This window comes from Lacrimispora indolis DSM 755, from assembly GCF_000526995.1.
Classification (GTDB): Bacteria; Bacillota; Clostridia; order Lachnospirales; family Lachnospiraceae; genus Lacrimispora; species Lacrimispora indolis.
On record NZ_AZUI01000001.1, the window covers coordinates 156,582 to 175,903 of the forward strand.

17 protein-coding genes are annotated in these 19,322 nt (G+C 44.4%); 1 reads left to right on the top strand and 16 read right to left on the bottom strand.

The genetic code is table 11. The features are described from left to right. Window position 1 precedes the first annotated feature (1 nt). The 14 genes from K401_RS0100795 to K401_RS0100865 all read right to left on the bottom strand — a co-directional run bounded on the left by K401_RS0100795 (window position 2) and on the right by K401_RS0100865 (window position 15,468). A complete protein-coding gene (locus K401_RS0100795; RefSeq protein WP_024291179.1) occupies window positions 2–889 on the bottom strand; it encodes a DMT family transporter in 888 nt (295 codons plus the stop codon). After that, complete coding sequence (locus K401_RS0100800; protein ID WP_024291180.1) at window positions 886–2,583, bottom strand: amylo-alpha-1,6-glucosidase; 1,698 nt, start codon at window positions 2,581–2,583, stop codon at window positions 886–888. The genes K401_RS0100795 and K401_RS0100800 overlap by 4 nt, the downstream gene beginning before the upstream one ends. A gap of 87 nt (window positions 2,584–2,670) precedes the next feature. After that, entirely contained in the window at window positions 2,671–5,721 is a 3,051-nt protein-coding gene (locus K401_RS0100805; RefSeq protein WP_024291181.1) for a glycoside hydrolase family 2 TIM barrel-domain containing protein, read from the bottom strand. A gap of 14 nt (window positions 5,722–5,735) precedes the next feature. Next, window positions 5,736–6,557 carry a carbohydrate ABC transporter permease gene (locus K401_RS0100810; RefSeq protein ID WP_024291182.1) on the bottom strand — a complete coding sequence of 274 codons (822 nt, stop codon included), beginning with the start codon at window positions 6,555–6,557 and terminating at the stop codon, window positions 5,736–5,738. Beyond that, entirely contained in the window at window positions 6,554–7,459 is a 906-nt protein-coding gene (locus K401_RS0100815; protein WP_024291183.1) for a carbohydrate ABC transporter permease, read from the bottom strand. Before K401_RS0100815 ends, K401_RS0100810 begins: the two co-directional genes overlap by 4 nt. A 37-nt stretch (window positions 7,460–7,496) precedes the next feature. Then, the gene (locus K401_RS0100820; RefSeq protein WP_024291184.1) at window positions 7,497–8,726 is read right to left on the bottom strand and encodes an ABC transporter substrate-binding protein; all 1,230 of its coding nucleotides are present in this window, start codon (window positions 8,724–8,726) and stop codon (window positions 7,497–7,499) included. 710 nt (window positions 8,727–9,436) lie between these two features. Next, window positions 9,437–9,694 carry an HPr family phosphocarrier protein gene (locus tag K401_RS0100830; RefSeq protein WP_024291186.1) on the bottom strand — a complete coding sequence of 86 codons (258 nt, stop codon included), beginning with the start codon at window positions 9,692–9,694 and terminating at the stop codon, window positions 9,437–9,439. A 32-nt stretch (window positions 9,695–9,726) separates the two neighbouring features. After that, window positions 9,727–10,305, bottom strand: a complete 579-nt coding sequence (locus K401_RS0100835) for a DUF4428 domain-containing protein (protein ID WP_024291187.1) — start codon at window positions 10,303–10,305, stop codon at window positions 9,727–9,729. Between the two features lie 2 nt (window positions 10,306–10,307). After that, complete coding sequence (locus K401_RS0100840; RefSeq protein ID WP_242842289.1) at window positions 10,308–11,783, bottom strand: xylulokinase; 1,476 nt, start codon at window positions 11,781–11,783, stop codon at window positions 10,308–10,310. Further along, window positions 11,783–12,829, bottom strand: coding sequence for a zinc-dependent alcohol dehydrogenase (locus K401_RS0100845; RefSeq protein ID WP_024291189.1), 1,047 nt, complete (start codon window positions 12,827–12,829; stop codon window positions 11,783–11,785). Before K401_RS0100845 ends, K401_RS0100840 begins: the two co-directional genes overlap by 1 nt. 135 nt (window positions 12,830–12,964) lie before the next feature. Beyond that, window positions 12,965–13,798, bottom strand: coding sequence for a PTS system mannose/fructose/sorbose family transporter subunit IID (locus K401_RS0100850; protein WP_024291190.1), 834 nt, complete (start codon window positions 13,796–13,798; stop codon window positions 12,965–12,967). A gap of 1 nt (window position 13,799) precedes the next feature. Further along, window positions 13,800–14,567, bottom strand: coding sequence for a PTS mannose/fructose/sorbose/N-acetylgalactosamine transporter subunit IIC (locus tag K401_RS0100855; RefSeq protein WP_084492757.1), 768 nt, complete (start codon window positions 14,565–14,567; stop codon window positions 13,800–13,802). A gap of 14 nt (window positions 14,568–14,581) precedes the next feature. Then, window positions 14,582–15,061, bottom strand: a complete 480-nt coding sequence (locus K401_RS0100860; protein WP_024291192.1) for a PTS sugar transporter subunit IIB — start codon at window positions 15,059–15,061, stop codon at window positions 14,582–14,584. After that, window positions 15,058–15,468, bottom strand: a complete 411-nt coding sequence (locus tag K401_RS0100865; protein ID WP_024291193.1) for a PTS sugar transporter subunit IIA — start codon at window positions 15,466–15,468, stop codon at window positions 15,058–15,060. Before K401_RS0100865 ends, K401_RS0100860 begins: the two co-directional genes overlap by 4 nt. A gap of 221 nt (window positions 15,469–15,689) precedes the next feature. On the opposite strand from K401_RS0100865, the gene K401_RS0100875 reads away from it, so the two are divergent. Beyond that, window positions 15,690–16,523, top strand: coding sequence for a class II aldolase (locus tag K401_RS0100875; RefSeq protein WP_024291194.1), 834 nt, complete (start codon window positions 15,690–15,692; stop codon window positions 16,521–16,523). A 70-nt stretch (window positions 16,524–16,593) separates the two neighbouring features. Here K401_RS0100875 and K401_RS0100880 read toward each other — a convergent pair whose 3' ends face one another. Further along, on the bottom strand, window positions 16,594–18,507 hold the full coding sequence (locus K401_RS0100880; RefSeq protein WP_024291195.1) for a BglG family transcription antiterminator: 1,914 nt from the start codon (window positions 18,505–18,507) through the stop codon (window positions 16,594–16,596). Continuing rightward, window positions 18,485–19,294 (bottom strand): DeoR/GlpR family DNA-binding transcription regulator, encoded by an 810-nt coding sequence (locus tag K401_RS0100885; protein ID WP_024291196.1) that lies wholly within the window; start codon window positions 19,292–19,294, stop codon window positions 18,485–18,487. The genes K401_RS0100880 and K401_RS0100885 overlap by 23 nt, the downstream gene beginning before the upstream one ends. Window positions 19,295–19,322 lie beyond the last annotated feature (28 nt).

Consider the following 19,322-nt stretch of genomic DNA (forward strand, 5'->3'; position numbering starts at 1 on the left):
TTTACAATTCCTTTATTTCTTCAATATATCTTTTCATTATTAACTTCGGCTTTGTTTCCGCAATGATAACCGCCGCCAATATTAAAATGCAGCCAGCGACCATTCTTGCCGTTATCTCTTCCTGTACGATCAAAATGGAGAACAGCGTTCCAAATACGGATTCCATGGACAGAATAACGGCTGCTTTTGTTTCAGTAGTATATTTTTGTGCCACTGTCTGGAGAAAAAAAGCTATTGTGGTTGAAAAAACGCCCAGGTAGATAACGCTGACAAGCCCGTTGCCGCTTACAGAAAGGTTTATCCCCTCTGCAGGCAGCATTACAAGAAAAGAAAGTAAAAATGCAACCAGCATTTGTATGGCAGTCAGTATGAGTACATCATATTTCTGGGCAAATTCCCCGGTATAAAATATATGAAAGGCAAAGCAAAAGGCGCAAATTAGAGTCAGGGCATCCCCAAAGGAAAGGCTTAAATTCCCTCTTAAAGAAAGGATGCCAATTCCCGTAATCGCCATGACAGCACCAGCGCAGCTGTAGCCATCCACCCTTTTTTTATTGAGCAGGAGGGCTATAAACGGTACGATCACCACATTGGTTGCCGTTAAAAAGGCATTCTTGGATGGGGTGGTATATTTTAGCCCAAAGGTCTGGGCCGTAAAGGCCGCAAATAATATCACACCAAGAATTGTCCCTGCAATGATTTCCTGTTTTCCAACATTTTTAAATCTTTTACAGGCAATCCCTCCCATTAAGACAGCGCCAATAAAAAAACGGAGGCACAAAATCTGCATAGGTGTCATGGTCTCAAGTGCTATGTTATTGGCTACGAAGCCGCTGCCCCAGATAATTGCCGTGAGCAGCAGCCCCAGGCTGCCAAGGTGCTTTTTCATTCCTTTTCCTCCATATCCGGATATTCTTTTAATAACTGCAGAAAAACACAGGAAGTCCAGGAAAAGGCAGGGTCATCATAACCTTTTCCGCTTACCGGATCATAATTTTCCGCCATCAGTCCAATGGGGGCAAGCCTTACGAATTTTTCAGCAAGCCGCCTTGCAAAACCTTCATAGCCATTTTCCCGCAAAGCATCCAGCATGATATACGTGACCGGCGCCCACACAGGTCCGAGCCAGTATCCCCCTTCCTTATAACAGGGGCTTGTCAGGCTTTCCGTACACAATCCATAAGCAGCCTCAAACCGTTCCTCCAAATCCAGGACCATCCGGTCAAGTATTTCTTTTGGAAGACGGTATCCGATAACCACAGGCAAATATAACAGAAGGCTGTCCCCCTGTGTAACCGGCTGTCCATTAACAACCAGCCGTGCAATGAACTTTCTTCCATTATATAGTCTCTTCATCAAAGTGTCAAAGAGACTGTCCGCAGTTTCTTTTAAATATTTCTGATCTTCCTCTTTGCCAAGCTCTTCTGCCATACCGCTTAAAATGTCCAGCTGGCGGATCAAATAGGCCGTAAGGTCCGGGGATTCTACCGGCACTCCCTGATGAAAAACCGAGGCATTATCCCAGCCGGAATCATTGCCGTGATTGTATTCCGGAAGGGCGCCTACCCGCTTGATGCGCCAGTTCACCCAGTACTCAGCTACCCGTTTAAAGCTTTCATAGGATTCTGCAAGCCTGCCCTTTTCTTCAAAGTAAGGGTTATTCCTTCGCATTTTCTGAAAGGTCCATGCGTGGATTGGCGGTTTACAGCAGCTGTAAGAATAGAACTTATCATTGACATAGTCGGGATAGCAGCCGCTTGCATCCTGTATCCCATAGAATACTTTTAACTGACTGTAAGCCAGTTCCGGCTGTTTATCACTTAATGGCAGGGCGGAAAAGCAATTGTCCCAGCTCCAGATATTGAACATCCAGTTCTTGGAACTGTACATGGAGGGCTCTTTTAAAACGCCTTCCATGCCAATAAAGTTAGCCCAGGAAAGATAAGAGGCAAGAGCCGTTTCTTCCTCATATACTCCCGGAATATGGGGCATGGATGTTTTCCACCTTCCGTACTCTTCCTTCAGACCCTTCCATACCTTATCAAAGGATGGATACTCCTTTTTCTTCCAGACCGTACGGTAATTTTCAAGGACAGCATATCCGCCCTCCTCTTCTGGTGTAAACAGCATACCGGCCCCTTCTGTACCTGTCATTTTCCAGGTTCCCCGGCTTTCTCCCTTTCCCTTTACCACAGTAAAGAGAATCCTTCTTTCCTTGGAATATAAGGTATGTTCCCACTGGTTTGTGCCGTAAGGAACCAGGCTGTCGTATTTTCCTCCCAGGGCTTTTAAATAAACGGGCATGCCCGTAAACTCCATGTGCACCGTATTTTCTTCTCCAAATACCAGGTCAACCCTTTTATTTTCCTCTTCCTTCTGCCTGAATACAAGCAGGGTTTCTGTGGCTTCCACCTCTATGGAAGAGCTTTCCGTACCCGGAAATGAAATTTCATAAATATTGGATACGGCTTCATCTCCCCCGTGAAGATCCCTTAGATACCACCGGCCGCTGCTTTCTTCTTCTGAAATAACAAAGTAGGAACCAAAGCGGCTGAAAGGAATTTTGCTGATATCAAATCTCATAATTTATCTCCTAATGAATCAAGCGGATATGCATGCTTATCCAGTCGCCCCCATGAGGCAGGTCTGATGTGCCAGAAGAATATCCCGTTAAAAATAGACATTCTTACTCCCTTCGATCTCGCCAAACGCCTTTACCGGCGAAAATTCCAGAGAGATTTTAAAGTCCTCCAGGCTTACCCTGTAAGGCTCCAGCTGCTCTTCCCCGCAGCTGTTGCTGCCAAGTCCTGATTGCCTGTAATCCACATTTACAACCAGATCCCCGCACTTTTCAATGCAGCCCGTATGTGCCGCTTTTTCCAAGGCTTCCTTCGTGTAGTCATGGACGTTAATTCCCACAGGAAGAGCTGATTTTATTAACAGGCCTTCCCTGCCGTCTGTCAGGCTGAACCACTTCACCTGTTCCCTGTGCCCATTTTCCTGGGGATAAACGTAATCCGTGTGAAAACTGTCCACAGTTCCCCTGTAAACGCCCATAAAGGCCGCTTTTATGCTGTCGCAGTAATTTTCTCCATATCCTCTGCCATACCAGACAACTTCCGTAAGCTTCGGCGTATGGAAAAGTATCCCGATTCTGGGAAGCATGGCAGGGAATATTTCCCCTTCCTTTCTCACCTTTCCCGTCAGTTCAAGCTCCAATGCTCCGTCACTGTGGAGGCAGTAACGGTATATTAAACCGTATCCCCAGGACTGGTTTAAACAGGAAAAATATTTATAAAAGGTCACTGAAACATATTCTTCTTTTTCTTCTACCTGGACAGATTCCAGCTGCTCACTGGATAAGTGAAGAAAATATTTATTTCTCCAGTCCTCTTTTTTGTACATATCATTATCAATTACAGCCCTGTCAACAGTCAGTTCCGGTCCATGATTCATCAGTTTCCTGCCATGTGCCTTGTAGGAAACCAGATTTCCGTACACCTTGTTAAACACAACCTGCACATTATCATTCTGAATCACAATCTCTGTTTTGCTTAAAACTACGTTAAGGCTGCCTTTCTCCGGATGCTTCCTGCTTTCCGCCGCGAAAACCGGCAGCTGAAACTGTTCCCTTGCCACCAAATGACCGGCTTTTGCGTAGGGAGCCTCCTCTTTTAGTACAAAGAAAAGATTTAAGTAGTAATCCGTATTTGGCAAAGCTTCCACTTTGCCGCAGGAAAGCTTTATTTCCTTCTTTGTTCCCGGCAAAACATTCAAAGCCCCAATCTCTCCCTGAAAAAGGACTTTGTCATCATAGCTTATATTCCACTGCAGTTCCAGATGATCAAGGCTAAGGAAATCATAACAGTTCTCCACCTCGATCAGCTGTTCTTCCCAGCTTATGAGCACTGCCTTTACCGGGGCGATCACCTGCTTGTATTCCTTTAATGCAGGGCTTGGGGTACGGTCAGGGAATAAAAGGCCGTCAATGCAGAAATTTCCGTTAGTCGGCGTATCTCCATAATCTCCGCCGTACTTATAATAAATTTCCCCGTTACCTCTTCTGGTCTCAATGCCATGGTCAAACCATTCCCAGATAAAGCCTCCCTGAAGCCTTTCATATTTCCGGTATGCTTCCTGGTACTCCCAAAGTCCTCCCGGCCCATTTCCCATGGAATGGCCGTACTCGCACATGACGTGGGGCTTATTTCCCCCAAAATTTCCTTCACCTATTTCAATCAGCTTACTAAGCCTTGTGTACATAGTGGAATACACATCCGTCACCTTTGCTTCTGAATCCCCCTCATAATGGATCAGCCTTGAAGGGTCCATTTCCTTTGCAACAGATGCCATTTTCTCAAAATTACAGCCAAAGCTGGATTCATTTCCAAGGGACCACATGATGATGCAGGGGTGGTTGCGGTCTCTTTCGATCATCCGCACCACACGGTCCACATAAGCCATTTCCCAGGAAGGGTCATTGCTGATGCGGTTGTATTCCCCTGAGAGTTCAAAGCCATGGCATTCTAAATCCGCCTCATCTATTACATAAAGTCCGTATTGATCGCAAAGCTCATAAAGATACTCATTGGCAGGATAATGGGAACAGCGGATCCCGTTGATATTGTGCTGTTTCATCAACAACACATCAGAGAGCATATTTTCCTCTGTGACCGTCCTGCCGTTTTTCGGATCATAATCATGCCTGTTTACGCCGTTCAGCAGCACAGGCTTCCCATTTACGGTAAAGGTATTTCCTTTGATTTCGATCTTACGGAAGCCAACGTAAAAAGGTATGGCCTCCTTTAATTCTTCTCTCTCATATCTCATGAGGAGAAAGGTATATCCACAGGGCTTTTCTGCGTTCCATAGTCTGACCCTTTCCACCGGTATATGGATATCTTCTGTTTCCCCCACAGAGGACAGGGAACCTTCCGAAATCATCTTTTCTTCCTCGTCAAGCAATGCCCATCGAAGGGAAGTATCCCTTGCAGGCTTTTCCATAAAAACCTTGGCTTTAAGAATACCATCCTCATATGTTTCATTCAAGTCTGTATGGATATGGCAGTCCCATATACAGGTATGGTCCACATTGATCAGTTCCACATCCCTGTAAATACCGCTTAACCACCACATATCCTGGTCTTCTAAATAGGTGCCGTCGCTCCATTGGTACACTCTTACGGTGATCTGGTTTTCGCCTTCCACAATCACATCCGTCAAATCAAACTCCGCTGACATTCTGCTGGCCTTACCGTAACCCACATACCGTCCGTTTACCCACAGGTCATAGGCGCTGTCAACGCCATGGAATTTAATAATGGTGCGGTTAGAAAGCCATTCCTTTTTCAATGTAAAATTTCTTCTGTAAATTCCTGTGGGATTCTTGGACGGCACGTAAGGAGGGTTGATGGGAAATAAATACAAAACATCGGTATAATGCATCTGCCCGTATCCCTGCATCTGCCAGCAGGAGGGGACCGTTATAGCCCCCCATTCCCTTGTATCAGCCTTTGGCATGTAAAAATCCTCCGGGGAATATTCCGGAGCTTCCAAGTATAAGAAGTCCCAGCTGCCGTTTAAGCTTACGTTGTTCCGCTTTGCTTTGTCCTTTTTTAAAGCAGCCTCACGGGATAGATACCTGTCAAAGGCAGCATGTCCCGGAAGCTTGTTAATATGTGTAACGGTATGGTCTTCCCACCGTTTTTTCTGTCGCTCCATAGTAGTTTCTCCTGTCATTTGATCGCTCCGCTCTTACCTTCCACAATGTATTTCTGAGCGGCTATAAATACTAAGACGGGTGGAATGATCATAATAATCGTAATGCACATCAAAGGTATGATCTGCGTTTCATGCACCCCTTTAAAAGATGCCAGTCCCAATGCCAGGGTGTATTTGCTCCTGTCCTGTAAGAAAATCAGCGGGCCAAGGTAGTCGTTCCAAACCGTCAGGATATTTAAGATCCCGATTAAGATCAGCTGGGGTTTCATCATTGGGATGAAAATTCTGGAATAAATTTCAAAGGCATTGGCGCCGTCGATTCTGGCCGCCTCCTCAAAATCCTTTGGTATTCCCATTAAAAACTGCCTTAATAAAAAAATATAGTAGGCTGACCCAAAAAAGGAAGGGACGATCAGGGTTTTTAAGGAATTAATCCATCCAAAGACCTTAAACTCCATATACATGGGGATCATGGTCACATCCCAGGGGATCATCATGGTTGCCAGAAGGATCATAAACAGCAGATTTTTAAAGCGGAAATCATACCTGGCAAAGCCATAGGCCACCAAAGAGCAGGAAATGATCTGCCCCACGGTCGTCATAACGGTCACCACCAGGGAATTAAATAAATAGCGGGTAAATTCCTGGGACTTCCATGCTGTGACAAAATTTCCTATAAGCCAATGATCCGGCAGGAATTTGGGAGGATAGGCCTGGGCCTCTGCTTCCGTCTTAAAGGCAGTTAAGATCATCCATAAAAGAGGGAACAAGAAGTACAGGGCAACAAGGCCTAAAATGATATACATGATCACTTTGAATTTTTTTGAGGTCTTCATTTCTTCTTCCCCTCCTTTACTTCCGTTTCATAGAACACCCATGCGGAAGAGGATTTAAAAACAATTGATGTTAAAATCAATATTACAATAAACATGACCCACGCATTGGCGCTGGCATACCCCAGCTTATGATGCTTAAAAGCGTTGTTGTATACAAACATGCCATAGAAGTAGGTGGACTTTAAAGGTCCTCCCCCTGTGAGCAGCAGCACCAGGGTCAGCTGCTGCAACGCGGATATTAAAGAGGTTATCACATTAAATAATATGGTGGGCGTTATGATGGGTATGGTGATCTGAAAGAACTGGGCCACATGGCTGGCTCCGTCTAAGGAAGCCGCCTCATATAAATCCATGGATATGTTCTTAATGTCCGTATAAAATATCAGCATCATGGTACCAACGCCCCAGGCACTTGCCATAACGATTGCAAAAAGCGCCCATGCCGGGTCTACAAGCCACTTCGGTCCTTTGATTCCTATGAGGGACAAAAAGTAGTTTAAAATACCGTAATCTCCGTTTAATATCCAGCCCCAGATAATGGAGATAGCGACTCCTGATACCACAGCCGGAATGTAATAAATGGTGCGGAAAACCGTAACTCCTTTGACCGGCTGGGTAATAAGCATGGCAAGAACCAGGGCAGTTATGAGATTTAAAGGTACAAAGATCGCCGCAAATTTCAGTGTGATTGCCAGGGATTTATAAAACTGAGGGTCCTTTGTAAACATTTCAATGTAATTTCCAAAGCCTGTAAAGCTGGGTGTAGAAACGATTGACCAGTTAAAAAAGCTCATGATTAATGACAATACAAGAGGTCCCAGTGTGAAAACCAGAAATCCCACCATCCAGGGCGATATAAATAAATAGGGAGTAGCTTTTCGTAATCTTCCTTTACTTTTCATGTGTTCTCCACCTTTTCCATTCAACGGGCCCTTGTCCTTACTGTCCCGCCACCTCATCCAGCACTGTTTTGGGGTCACCGTATACGGTAGAATTGAAGATGTTCTCAAATGCCGTGCTCAAGGAATCCGATATCTCACTCCAGTTCTTAGTCTTAAAAGAGGTAGGCGTGTATCCTTCGCTTTGCTGTAACATGGAGTAGAAAACACCCTTTACAACGTCATTTTCAAGACTTTCTGACTGTACTACGGATTTTAAAACCGGCAGTTCGTACTGAATACGTGCCCTGTTCAAGTCCTCGCTGGTCCAGTATTTGATGAATTCCCATGCAGCTTCCTTGTTCTTGGAATCCTTTGCCATGGCAAGCCCGGAAGAGCTTAAGATGCTGACGGAAGGGCTTCCTTCTTTAAACATGGGGATTTCCACAACGCCGTAATTCAAGCCTGCATCGTTAAAGGAAGAAATAGGCCAGGAGCCGTTAATGTACATTGCGATCTTGCCTGCCATCATTTCATCCGTGCCGTCCTTATCTGTTGCCACGGCAACGCCTTCCTTCTCCATGTTCTGGAAGGTGCTGAATACCTGAACAGATGGATCACTGTTTACATAATCTTTTAAATTGCCTTGGTCATCGGAAAGCGCTGTGCCGTTACTCCAGAGAAACATTTCAAAATCATAGGGATCGGGAACCCGCTTAAAGCCAAAGCCTGTGATATTTTTTTCTGGATCAGTAAGCTTTCCTGCTGCATCTTCTAGATCTTTAAAGGTCCAGGATTCCGTAGGATAATCCACTCCTGCCGCATCAAAAATATCCTTGTTGTAGTATAAAACATGGGTGGTAAAGCCTACGGGAATTCCATAAACGGTATCTCCCATCTCATTATAGCTCCACAGGGTTTCATAGAAATTATCCTTATAAGCCTGTCCTTCTTTTTCAATATAGGAATCAAGAGGCTCCAGACCTTCATAATAAGCAGGATAATTCCACATGTACATCACATCCGGCGTATCCTTGGAGCCCATGCCTGCTGCGATCTTTGTATCAAAGTCACTGCCATAGGCTTCCAGAGTCACCTTAATATCCTTGTGAGCTTCATTAAACTTGTCCACCAGCTTCTGCTGTTCATCTAAGTCCTTGCTGTTATCCCAGGAAGCAAAACGGATACTTTTTACCCCGTCCGTATTTTGCTTGTCCGATGAACTGCAGCCCATAAGGGAAGCTGCTATTGCGGTTACAAGTGCTGCTGCTGTTAAAACCTTCTTTTTCATAAAAATACCTCCTCCAAATTGTATGTTTTGATATTTGCATTATAATACATCTCTTTAGTAAAAGTCAATTATTTTACTAAGTAAAATATATAGATTTTATTTGTAATTTTCACCTTATCTATGCTTTTAATTATATAATTTCGAAAATATATACATCAAATTCATATATATTTCAATTATAATGTTCAAATTATCTAAATAACTTTCATTCTTATCTCGTTAGTTTTTTTTAGTAAAACTATATATTTTTACTTTTTTTAAATCAATCTCTCTGCCAATGATGACCATGCACTTTACTACGAAGCATGTACAAAGGAAGGTCAGGGCATATGTGGTTCGTGCTTATGACAAAGAAGGAAATACATCTTTCTGTTGTATGGAACAGGATTTCAATGCCATAAGAATTAATAAAACATTTGCATGAAAGTATGGAAATTTATTTCTTGAACCGCAAATATAAAACAGCCTGGCAGATTGCTACCTGCCAGACTGTTTCATATTTATAGTTTTTATATTCCGTTATCCAGGGACTGCTCCTCTCCCTGCCTCCCCTTTTCTCAGGGTACTCCAATATAAATTGTCGTCCGCTTCCCCTCTCCTGGAACAAGCCCGGCTTCCATGTTTCCCATGACAAAGTTTTTTTCATAAGCTTCCCCACAGCTTATGTATCTTTGGAACAATAGTTTCCTTATTCCAATATCATAAACCAATCATAAATTCTTCTCACAAAATTCCCGGACTCCATTCAGCATTTCCTTCTCATCAGGCCCTTCCATAATAAACAAGATCTCATCTCCGCACCTGACTCTCAGGATCATAATGTCCATCAGTTTCTTTGCATTTGCAACCCGGTTTCCTTTATGGAGCGCAATATTACTCTGGTAATGCACTGTTTTCTGGCTGAGCAGAAGCGCATTTCTGACATGAATTCCAACCGGAACCCGAACCTTAAAATTAAAAGCCTCCATTTTGCCCCTTCCCTTCCCAATACCAATTTTAATCAGGCATATACACATTCCACTCCATTGGATTGCAGATAGTCTACAATCAGCTTCATAAAATCCAATGATTTCCGAAATGCAAAGCTTTTGATTCTAATCGGAGAAGATAATATCTGGATATGCTGTGAATCAGTTGAAGAATTTAGAATGAACTCTAAGCTCAAGGATGTCACATGACCGTCCTTCTGCTTTTCATCATTCTGCAGCTCTTCCCATGTAAAAGAAGAACCGCAGGAAATTCTGCAATACCGGATATCAGTCAATGATATGATTTCTGGTTTTCTGTATCCTTTTACCTGCAGCCGGTTATTCACAACACAGACTTTTTTCCGTTTGCCGTCAATCAGAATATAGTTACCAATTCTGTCTGTTATTTCAAAATCATCAAAATCCGATTGTTCACCGTTTCTATTGCACCTTGCTTTTAATTCATTTAAATCCAGGTGCCGGATTGTTTCGGTATAGGTTCTGCTGGCTGCTCTATAACAGTTTTGACAAACAAATCCATCTTTATATTTAAATCTCACCACTCCCAAGCTGTGATTACACACACCGCAGGCTTTCACTTTTACCACCATCTTTACTCATTGATCATTTTCAGTGCGTCATACATCTTCAAGTATTTTTTGTATTTTATTTCATATGCTCCCGCCTGATAAGCCCTGGGCATGAAACAGGCACGGATTTTCACCGGCTGTCCACACACAGCCCCTTTTTCCTTTGGAAGAACCGCATTTCTGGCCATAATTGCCACGCCGTAGGAGGCTCCCTCCCCTCCGTCAAGCTGCTGGATGCTCACATTTAATACATCGGCCAGAATCTGCATCCATATTTTGCTGTAAGATCCGCCGCCGGTCACCTTTAAATGCTCCAGCTCCCCGCAAGTCAGCTGCATTTCCTGTACCAGCTGCTTTATGGCAAAACAAATTCCCTCCATAACCGCTATTGCCAGATCTTCTTTTGTATGATTGGTATCCAATCCTACAAAGGCGCCCCGGACCTCAGGATCAGCATAAATGGTTTTATCCCCCGTCAGATGAGGATAAAACAACAAGCCCCTTTCCCTCTGTGTATCCGGAATTACTGTTTTTGTTAAACGGTCAAAGTCATCCATTCCCAGAATATTTTTCACATACCAGTTATAGCTCCCCCCTGCGGACTGGACAACTCCCTGGACCAGGACATGGATTTCTTTTCCATCCAGTGAAAATAAAATCTGTTTTCCCTTCATCTCCCGATCTACTTTATCCCGGGATAAAACCAATACACCGGAGGTTCCAATAGACAGCACCGGATAACGGTACTGCAGCCCCCCTGTTGCCACTGCTACTGCCGGATTATCTCCCGTGCCGGCGATAATTCTGACACCGGCCGGAAGGCTGAACTTTTTCTGCAGCTCTTTTGTAAGATTCCCGACAATCTCCTGGCTGCCCCTGACAGGCGGATAGGCTGTCTCAGGCAGAGAAAGCAGGCGGCTCATGGTCAAAGACCAGCATGTTCCTTCCGTATCGTACAGGGAAGATGTGGAGGCTTCGCAATAATCCGTGCTGTATTCCCCGGAAAAATAATATACCAGATAATCCGGACCGATCAGGAATTTGTCAAGCTTTTGGAAATTCTCCCCCTCCTGCTCCTTCAGCCACAGCAGATTGGCTGCCGGGCTCCCGGTTGACAGGATTCTTAAAATGGACCGGGTGTCTTCCTTTCCTGCAATGAAATCTTTCATGGAAGATATGCGGTCTTTTGTCCGCATATCATTCCACATAATGGCCGGCCTGATACATTTTCCTTTCTTATCCAGAAATACCGTAGTATGCATCTGGCCTGTAAAACCAATGGCTTTTACCTGCTGCCGGTCCAAAGCCCCAAGCAATTCCTCCAGGCCATCCTCCACAGCATCCACCCATACGCCGGGCCATATTTCCCTCCAGCCGGGACTTGGCTGGGAATACCGGTAATTCCGTTCACACCTCTTTACTGTCCTGCCGGCCTCATCCACAGCAATTAATTTTGCCGAGGATGTACCTATATCAATTCCTAAAAAATAATCCATCATTATTCTCCGAATTTAAGAAGCACTTTGTAGCTTTCTGTTTTTGCCGCAGCCTTCATTGCAGCATCAAAGTCCCTGTAATCGTAAATTCCTTCGATCAGAGGTGTTGGATCCAATAACCCTTTTCCAAGCAATAGGGTGGACTGCTGGTAGGCTTTTATAGTCGGACTGACTGCACCGGTGACGGTGATCTGATAAGAATGGACAGCTCCCATATTTACCTGTACCGGGTCATTGGGGTGAAGGGAACTGAACATCACACAGGTTCCCCCAGGCGCCGTCATTTCAACTGCCTGTTTTGCCACTGCCGGAGATGCGGTCGTATTAAATACGATCCTTGCCCCCCGTCCCTCTGTTATTTTTTTAACTTCCTGTACTGCATCAGCATTTATTGGATCAATCACTGCATGACAGCCCAAGCCAAGAGCCTTATTGCGGCGCTGCTCCAATGGTTCGCTTAAAATCACCCGGGCACCCTTTAAACGTGCCGCCATCACGTGAAGCAGCCCCATGGCGCCCCCTCCTATGACAAGGACATCATCTCCAAACTGAATGTCGGTCCGGTGAATGCTGTTGACCACACAGGCTAAGGGCTCAGTGAACGCCATGGTTTCAAAGGAGACATCCTTTGGATAGATAAATACATCATTTGCCTTGCAGATCACGTATTCAGCAAAACCACCGTATCCTGATAAACCGTCCGGATTCTGGAATGTCTTTGTCTGGGGAAGCCCCTCGCAGATATTCTCCTCCCCGTGTTTGCAGTAATAGCAGATCTTACAATCATCAATGATATAGGTAACTGCCTTCTGGCCCTTGACTATACAACGGCTGTTCACATTGCTTCCGGTTTCCTCTATTATGCCGCAGTATTCATGCCCGCCGATGCGCGGATAGCTGTAATTGCACTCTCCATTAAAATCACGGACATCATTGGTACAGATTCCTGAAGTCACGATCCGTAACAGGACTTCATCCTCTTTTAAAGGCGGAAGCTCTACCTCTTTGATAGCCGATTTTCCTGGTTCTTCCAATACGATTGCTTTCATAATCCCACCTTCTGGTTTTCCAAAATTTATTGTTGCCGGGCAGTCAGGGGGAGCCTGTACTCCACCTGACACAAGCAAGTCCCACCCACCACTTAATGCTTTTTGCATTTGAAGTGGGGGACTTACTTGATTTGGTTAAAATGTTAAGATCCCTGTAAATCCGCAGGCAACACCGACTGCGATGATCAAAAGGATAATTTTAATAGAGGACCAGCGTTTCTTTAACAGTCCGTAAACTCCCATGGTTGCTGCCAAAGGAAGAATATTGGGCATGACCGTATCGAAAAAGTTAGTCTGGAAATTAAACGTTGAGGTGGAGCTTACGATTTCAATTCCGCAGACACAGTGAACATAGTTTACAATCAGACCGCCCATGACCATACAGCCCATGACCGACGCGCCCTTTAAAATCTTATTAAGGGTTCCCTTTTCCAGGAAATCCATAATTGCCTCACTGCCTGCCCGGTACCCGAACATAAAGTTCGCATAGCTGAGTCCATAAGCCGCTCCAACTATAAGAACCGCATAAATAATGGAGCCCCAGACGTTTCCGGAACCGGAACGGGTGATGTCAATGCAGATTGCCAGTAAAATAGGTATGACGACTCCCTGCCAGATGGTATCACCTACCCCTGCTAACGGTCCCATCAAAGAGGTCTTGATGTTGGTGATAAACTCTGCCGGAATGTCCTCTCCCATTGCCTTCTGTTCTTCCATGGCCACAGCCATGCCCAGGATACATGCGCCAAACTCAATATGTACATTGAAAAATTCTGCTTCCCGTTTCATTACTTCCTTCTGCTTTTCCGGGTTATCTTTATAGAAGTATTTGATGATAGGTGCAAACATATGGGCCACGACCTGCCCCATCATTCGTTCATAATTGTAGCAGGTCTGAGGGAATGTTTCCCAGATCAGCCATGCGCGCATCAGCGCTTTACGCGGAATTAAACTCTTTTTCTCTGCCATATCAATCATCCTCCTCCGTTGCTGCTGCCATTTTCCGATCAGTTATCTGAACATATACAATTGCCGTCAACAAGGCAATGATGCCCAGGGTCAAAAGTCCTAATCCGGAATACACTGCCAGAATAAACCCAATGAATAAGAACACTTTTGCCTCTCCCTTAAAAATGTACAATAAGGTGATGCCAATACCAAGAGCAGGCATTAAACCGCCGATAATCTGGAACACCGTCAAAATACTGCCGCTTAAAAGATTCAAAATACCCTGGATATAATTTGCCCCGAAATAAACCGCCAGCGTACACGGAATCACGCAAATCAGGAATGCAAAAATCTGAGGAAACAGTACATTTCCAAGCCAGATTTTATTGTATTGCCCTTTCTCAATAAACCTGTCGACCATATGAACAAAGACCGAGTCAAAGGTCATACGAAGATACCAGACAATGGTTCCAAGAATGCCGATAGGAACTGCTAAAGCAAGAGCTGTCTGCGCATCTAAGCCTCCGGCAATGGCATATGCAGTCCCCAGGATTCCCGCAAGCCCCATATCCGCCGGCATGCTGCCTCCTGCTGACATGAATCCTAAATACACCAGGTTAATCGTTCCTCCCACCACGGCGCCCTGAACCGGATCTCCCAGAATAAATCCCGTTACCATACCGCAGACCAGCGGTCTCTGCAATGACCAAAGGCCTACAAACGGCAGGTTTCCGATTGCCAGCCAGTAAACGATCCCCAATAAAACTGCCTGAAACATTGTGATTGCCATAAAAATTCCCCCTTTTATTTTAGATAGTCATCTGCTTCTATTATCTGCTGCTCAGGAACAAGCTGATAATATACCCTTACGTTTTTTGACCGCATGTCCTTCATGGCTTCCATTTCAGCCGGACTGGCAGATACATTTTTAATAAATGGTATCCTCTCATCCCGCAATCCCATGCCGCCTAGGTTCACTTCCCTGATTAAAACACCCTTGTCAACCAGCCGCTGAAAGGTAATGGGTGACTTGGCAAGTACCATGATGCGTTCCCCTTTTATCTCATCCTCTTTCAGCTTTTCTCCGGCAGAGTCAACGGAGTATACATTTACCTTTACTCCTGCTGGGGCCAGCGCCTTTAACACTCTGCTGTTAAATTTGTCTGCTGCGACTCCGTCATCTGCGATCACGATCCTGTTTACGCTTAAACTGGGCGCCCACACAGAAACCACTTCTCCATGGATCAATCTGTCATCGACCCTTGCCAATACAACATTTCTCATTCTTCCATGTCCTCCTTCTTTAGCAAATCATCTACATCCAGGATGGTTCCCGGCGCCTGTTTCACAAGGCGGCTGCAGATTTCCTGAATCGAAAGACCCCCATTCCTGCTCATGATCGCATCGATCAACAGCGGCATATTGATTCCTGTGATATGGCGGAATTTATAATCTTTCATAAGGGAAACCACTACATTAAATGGACTTCCATGATACAGGTCCGTTAAAAACAGGATGTCATCACCTTCCGTTTCTCGTATCTCTGCCTCTAACCGCTGCGACAGAGCTGCCGGCGTTTCCTCCGGCATCAGGCAATGAGCCGTCAGGTTTTCCTGTTCACCCAAAATCATCTGGACGCTTTCCAACAACCCTTTTGAAAAGTATCCATGAGATACTAAAATTATCTTCATACGCAAACCTCCCTGTGTTTTTATGTACAACTCCAAGTTTAGAAAAAGTATAGCATGATCGTTGAAGGGTCTCACACAACGTTTTTCGTAAAGATCATGCACTTTTGTTATTTCGTCTTAAGCCAAAATTGCGCAATGAATATGGCAATAGGATACATTCACAGAAGCCTCCCCCTTGTTATACTCAAAGAAACAGAAATTATTAAAAAGGAGGAGTTTTTATGAAAATTGCAAACGGATATGATCTTATGGATTACGCGGTACGGCACAAATACCTGCTTCCGTCATTTAACACCACAAATATGGAAATGACTTATGCCATCGCTAAGGGACTTAACAGTGCAGGGTTTCCGGGATACATACAAATTTCTTCCAATAACCTTCGGCTTTCCAGCCCTGAGGCGATTGTGACCCTGACAAAGGATGCTTTAAAGGATTCGGATATGCCCGTTGCACTGCATTTGGATCACGGCAAGACTTATGAAGATGTAAAGAGCTGTGTCAATGCCGGCTTCACTTCTATTATGATCGATGCTTCCCACATGCCTTACGAAGATAACATCAAGGAAACCCGGCGCGCGGTCGAATATTGTCATTTTTACGGAGTCCCGGTGGAGGCAGAGCTTGGCGCTTTACAGGGGAAGGAAGAAGACATTATCAACGAATCCGACTGCAAGACCGATCCGGCTCTGGTAGAAGACTTTGTCACCCGGACCGGCTGTGATCTGCTTGCCGTATCCATCGGAAATGTCCATGGACTGGAAATGACGCCAAACATCGACCTTCCGCTGTTAAAAGAATTATCTGCCTTATGCCCGGTCCCCATGGTTATGCACGGAGGATCCGGCGTAGACTTTGCCGTCATCCGTCAAATGAAGAATTATAAGATGCTGAAAGTCAACTATGGTTCTGATTTAAGGCGGGCTTTTGTCCAGACCTTTGGCAAGGCCTACGAAAGTGATCACCAAATTGCCAGTGTGATCGAGCTCAGTTTAGAAGCCGTTGATCATGTAAGTAAGGCGGTTGAAAGCATTACCACTGTTATTAATCAGTAACAAGCTGCTTTTTTCCATAAAAAACACCTTCCGGCTGTTCCCTTTGCCGGAAGGTGTTTTTTATGGAGTATTACTGAATTTTATCTTTTAACGATTCTTTCACAATGGCCACAAACGTCTCATAGTCCGGCTTCTCCAAAAGCCTGCTTGCAAAGGATTTATCTGCAAATATTCTGGCAATGTAATCCCATAATTGGAACGCCTGAGGATTGTTCTTACCGATACATACCATTACAACCAGATGTACCTGATTCTGCTCCCCATCCCATGTCAAAGGCTCTGTAACAACTGATACGGCAGAAAAGGTATCCGAGGACACCGCATACATTGGATGAGGAACTGCAATGCCTTCTGCAAAATAGGTGCTTCCCCGCTCTTCCCGTTTTATCACCTCTTCATATAAGGCCTCCAATCCGAACTTGGAATTTGCCTGTTCACAGAGATTTTTCAAAATTTCGTCTTTCGTCCTTCCATTATTGACAAAGAAAAGGTCCTTGCTGAAAATTTCCAAAATGCTTTCCACATTTTTAAATCCATCCATGATCAGCTTGATATTCATATAATCGTGGTTGTCCGGAAAGATGTTAATGAACATGGCCATGCCGTTTTCATACATCCTGCCTTTCTCAGTGGTGAGAAACACATCAAAACGGTCCAGCGTATCATCAGTCACCTCAACCTCGTTCATAAATTCCAACTTGGATATATTGCCGGAAAACCATTTTAAAAGCGTCTGTCTCAGCAGTAAGGTCATGCTGTTCTTCAGGGAAGAAATGACCAGCACCTGCTTGATCCCGGTTTTATAGCTCTCCTCCAGAAGGCAGCTGTAAAAGTGCACCGCGATTAAAGAAATTTCTGCTTCCGACATTTTGCTGCCGTACCGTTCCTCCAGTAAAAGAGAAAAATAAATTCCGATGTCATATCCCAAAGGAAAGGTCTGCTTAATATAATCCAGCATATTGCTTTTCAGCTGCATATTATATTTAAGCCGTATGCTTAAGGGCACACAGTGGAGTGCAAGGGCGATCCTGAGATTGATGTTGTCGGTAAAATCAATACCAAAGCGGTTTTTTATTTCCAGAAATGCCTTCCGTATAAATGCATCCATTTCCAGGGTGACCATTGAAGTGCTCTGACAATTGGATTTTCCTTTCAGATACAGGGCAAAATAATTGGTCTCATAATCCGTGACATTGATCAGATAGCGCTTCTTTAAACGCTCAAAAATATCTCTGGCAATCTCTTCTTCCACATCCAGGCTGTCTGTTATATTCAGCTCACTGGGACTGATATAGAATCCTTTTTGAAGCCGTTTTACCATAATGTTCAGAAACAGGATGGCATTCTGGATTTCCGCATCAGCCACGCTGTATTTGTATTTAATCAAAACCTCTGTCAGCAGATTCTTGATGATGGGAATCTGCTTTTCATCTACATAATCAATTCCAAAACCGCCGGGCGTATGAGTGAGAAACACATTTTTCTCCACAATATATCTGCGTTTGTTTATCTCTGATCCGAAAATGAGAATCCTGTTATCATTTTTCAAAAGATCCAGCTCAAACTCTTCCAGGAGTTCCTGGAGTTTTTTCATATCATTATGCAGGGTGGAGGCAGAAATAAAAAATTCATCCGCTACTGTGTTAATGGAAACCGAACGATGCTGGTTTAATAAATATATGCTGATCTGCAAAACCCGGTTGGAAGGATAGGCCAGGGAAACATGGGCCTGCTGCTGGTAAAGGCTGTTTAAAAAAGCGGTAAATTCCTCATGGTTTTCAATATGTAAACATGTACCCTTGGAAACTGCAGAAATGATGCTGGCGGAACCTTCCTTAGCCAGGACTTCCTTTATCACCTTTAAATCCCCCTGAACTGTCCGCAGGCTGACATTCATCTTTTTTGAAAAATAAGCTGCTGTCAGAAATCTGTCCGATTCTTTGCATAACTCCAATAAGATTTCAATCTGTCGCTGGATAATCAACGGTTTCTCCCCTTTCCGTACTCCCATTGTTATCTGAACTGATAAAATGGACATGTTTAAATTTTTCCGTAAACTCATCAGGCAGTTTTTCATCGGACACAACGTATTCCACATCATCAAGCGTGGCAGCCATATGCTGTGAGAATTGCCCGAACCGCTCTTTGATACAAAGAAATACCCGTTTTTGAGCCCGTGCCAGCATAAACTTGCGGACAACCGTTTCTTCCTCATTTACATCCATAATCTGTCCGCCCGGACTAAGTGCCGTACAGGTAAAAAACATCTGATCAACATAAATATTCTCTAGCATCCCCAGAGTGTAGGATCCAGTCGTCACCACATTATCAAAATCTGATACAAGCCCGCCGGCCGCATAGGTCTTAATATGCTTGGAAGCCAGATGGTGAGCCAGCTGCATATTGTTGGTATAAACGGTGGTATTTAAAGACGGATTCAACAAAAAAGCAAAATTCAGAGCAGTAGTGGAACTGTCAATGAATATGGAAGAATCCGGAGTAATAAGTTTTACGGCATTTTTGACAATGGCCATCTTTTCTTTCCGGTTTTCCTGCCTGCGGAAAGAGAAAGGCGCTATCGTTGCCGGCTGGGAAATCAAGGTTACTCCTCCGTAGGAACGCCGCACATATCCCTTGCTCTCTAAATTGGACAGATCCCGCCGTATGCTGGATGGGCTGATAAAAAGCTTCTCCGCCAAATAATCCACAGTGGCATAATTATTCAATTTTAGAATCTCCAATATCTCTTCTTCCCGCTGACTTTTACTCATTTTCTCCCAAGGTTGCTCATTTGTGCTC

Bases quoted from the DNA above. Each gene is read 5' to 3' on its own strand.
- K401_RS0100795 (WP_024291179.1), bottom strand. From the start codon at position 889: ATGAAAAAGCACCTTGGCAGCCTGGGGCTGCTGCTCACGGCAATTATC.
- K401_RS0100800 (WP_024291180.1), bottom strand. From the start codon at position 2,583: ATGAGATTTGATATCAGCAAAATTCCTTTCAGCCGCTTTGGTTCCTAC.
- K401_RS0100805 (WP_024291181.1), bottom strand. From the start codon at position 5,721: ATGGAGCGACAGAAAAAACGGTGGGAAGACCATACCGTTACACATATT.
- K401_RS0100810 (WP_024291182.1), bottom strand. From the start codon at position 6,557: ATGAAGACCTCAAAAAAATTCAAAGTGATCATGTATATCATTTTAGGC.
- K401_RS0100815 (WP_024291183.1), bottom strand. From the start codon at position 7,459: ATGAAAAGTAAAGGAAGATTACGAAAAGCTACTCCCTATTTATTTATA.
- K401_RS0100820 (WP_024291184.1), bottom strand. From the start codon at position 8,726: ATGAAAAAGAAGGTTTTAACAGCAGCAGCACTTGTAACCGCAATAGCA.
- K401_RS0100830 (WP_024291186.1), bottom strand. From the start codon at position 9,694: ATGGAGGCTTTTAATTTTAAGGTTCGGGTTCCGGTTGGAATTCATGTC.
- K401_RS0100835 (WP_024291187.1), bottom strand. From the start codon at position 10,305: ATGGTGGTAAAAGTGAAAGCCTGCGGTGTGTGTAATCACAGCTTGGGA.
- K401_RS0100840 (WP_242842289.1), bottom strand. From the start codon at position 11,783: ATGATGGATTATTTTTTAGGAATTGATATAGGTACATCCTCGGCAAAA.
- K401_RS0100845 (WP_024291189.1), bottom strand. From the start codon at position 12,829: ATGAAAGCAATCGTATTGGAAGAACCAGGAAAATCGGCTATCAAAGAG.
- K401_RS0100850 (WP_024291190.1), bottom strand. From the start codon at position 13,798: ATGGCAGAGAAAAAGAGTTTAATTCCGCGTAAAGCGCTGATGCGCGCA.
- K401_RS0100855 (WP_084492757.1), bottom strand. From the start codon at position 14,567: ATGGCAATCACAATGTTTCAGGCAGTTTTATTGGGGATCGTTTACTGG.
- K401_RS0100860 (WP_024291192.1), bottom strand. From the start codon at position 15,061: ATGAGAAATGTTGTATTGGCAAGGGTCGATGACAGATTGATCCATGGA.
- K401_RS0100865 (WP_024291193.1), bottom strand. From the start codon at position 15,468: ATGAAGATAATTTTAGTATCTCATGGATACTTTTCAAAAGGGTTGTTG.
- K401_RS0100875 (WP_024291194.1), top strand. From the start codon at position 15,690: ATGAAAATTGCAAACGGATATGATCTTATGGATTACGCGGTACGGCAC.
- K401_RS0100885 (WP_024291196.1), bottom strand. From the start codon at position 19,294: ATGAGTAAAAGTCAGCGGGAAGAAGAGATATTGGAGATTCTAAAATTG.